2 protein-coding genes are annotated in these 1,094 nt (G+C 64.8%); both read left to right on the top strand.

The genetic code is table 11. The annotated features are described in order from the left end of the window. Positions 1 to 323: nuclear transport factor 2 family protein (locus tag ACFHPP_RS31105; RefSeq protein WP_437167093.1), on the top strand; the 323-nt coding region annotated here is incomplete at its 5' end. Beyond that, positions 313 to 1,094 (top strand): MFS transporter (locus tag ACFHPP_RS31110; protein ID WP_437167094.1); only part of this gene is annotated, 782 nt, incomplete at its 3' end. The genes ACFHPP_RS31105 and ACFHPP_RS31110, both read left to right, overlap by 11 nt.

Below are 1,094 nucleotides of genomic sequence, written 5' to 3' on the forward strand. Positions count from 1 at the left end.
GTGTCATGGGCTTCTTCGCCGAAGACTGCGTGTTGGACATGCCGCGCGGACCGGAGCCGTGGGGCGCCCGGTACGAGGGCTTTGGCCCAGTCAGGCAGGGTCTTCAAACCCGCTTCACCGGCATTCCTGACGTGGCTTATGGCGACGACACCCACTACGTGGCTGGCGACACCGGGATGTCGAAGTGGACGCTCCGCGGCAGCATCGCGGCGACAGGAGAACGCATCAAGGTCCGCGGCTGCGACTTCTACGACTTCCGTGACGGCAAGGTGGTCAAGAAGGACTCCTACTGGAAGATCGTGGAGCCGGTTGGTGGTGGATGATGCCCGACCCCCAACAGGTCCGGTCGCGACGCGCGCAGGTCTAGACCAGCGGTGGCTCGCGCTGGCGGTGCTGACCACCGCACGGGTCAGCATGGGGTTCCAGTTCCAGTCCATCGCCTCGGTCTCTCCGCTGATCATCGAGGATCTCGGCCTGAGCTACGCTGCGCTTGGAACCCTCATCGGACTCTACATGCTGCCGGGTATCGCGCTTTCGCTGCCCGGCGCGCTGATCGGCCGACGCTTCGGGGACAAGCGGACGGTTGCCTTGGGCCTCGTCCTCATGGCGCTGGGCGGGGTCCTTGCAGGACTGGCGGAGGGCCACGCGGTCCTGCTCACCGGCCGACTGATCTCCGGCGCGGGCGCGATCGTGCTGACCGTCCTGATGACCAAGATGGTGACGGACTGGTTCGCCGGGCGCGAGATCGTCCTCGCCATGGCGATCTTCATCAATTCCTTTCCGATCGGCATCGGGCTCGCGATGATGAGTCTTGGCCTCGTCGCGCAGGGGGGCGGGTGGCGCATGGCCATGTTCGCCACCACCGTGGTGGCCCTCCTCAGCCTGCTGCTGTTTCTCGTGGCTTACCACCGTCATCCGAACGACGGACGTGGCCCCGCATCAACCACCAAGGCGGGTAACGGAATCAACAGGCGCGAACTGAGGCTTGTCTGCATCGCGGGGACCATCTGGGGAACCTTTAACGGCACCTTTGCAATCATGCTGGGCTTCTCGCCCATTCTGTTGGTCGCATCTGGCATGACGGTCGTGCAGGC

The sequence above is a fragment of the Falsiroseomonas sp. E2-1-a20 genome, assembly GCF_051433195.1.
Taxonomy (GTDB): Bacteria; Pseudomonadota; Alphaproteobacteria; order Acetobacterales; family Acetobacteraceae; genus Falsiroseomonas.